General features: G+C 67.9%; 1 pseudogene. It reads left to right on the forward strand.

Going from position 1 to position 508, the window contains the following annotated elements:
* Nucleotides 1–176: 176 nt before the first annotated feature.
* Nucleotides 177–508: pseudogene (locus AOK11_RS46000) on the forward strand (ABC transporter substrate-binding protein); the annotation flags it as partial.

The raw sequence follows: 508 nt of genomic DNA on the forward strand, positions 1-508 counted from the left end.
CGGGCAGCAGCCGTTGGCGGTCCCGCGGTCGTACGCGTGGCCGACCTGGTCATGCGCACGTACATACGGTGGGAGTTGTCCCCGTACAGGTGTCGTACACGTGCGGCCCGTGCTTTTTGCGCCGATATTGGCGTAAAGCGTCAGCGCGCCACTGCGTACGTACGAGGAGGCACTCCATGCGCGGAGCCACGCACGCCGGATGGATCGTCTGCGCGGTGGCGGTCGCCCTCGCGGCGACGGCCTGCGGAGGCGGGGACAGCGGCGGCAGCGGTGACGCCGGCGCGGTGCTGAGTGCCTCCTGGGGCGACCCGCAGAACCCGCTGGAGCCGGCCAACACCAACGAGGTGCAGGGCGGCAAGGTCCTCGACATGATCTTCCGGGGCCTCAAGCGCTACGACCCGGAGACCGGTGAGGCCCAGAACATGCTCGCCGAGTCCATCGAGACCACGGACTCGCAGAACTTCACCGTCAAGGTCAAGGACGGCTGGACCTTCTCCAACGGTGAGAA

Source organism: Streptomyces hirsutus, assembly GCF_001418415.1.
Lineage (GTDB): Bacteria > Actinomycetota > Actinomycetes > Streptomycetales > Streptomycetaceae > Streptomyces > Streptomyces hirsutus.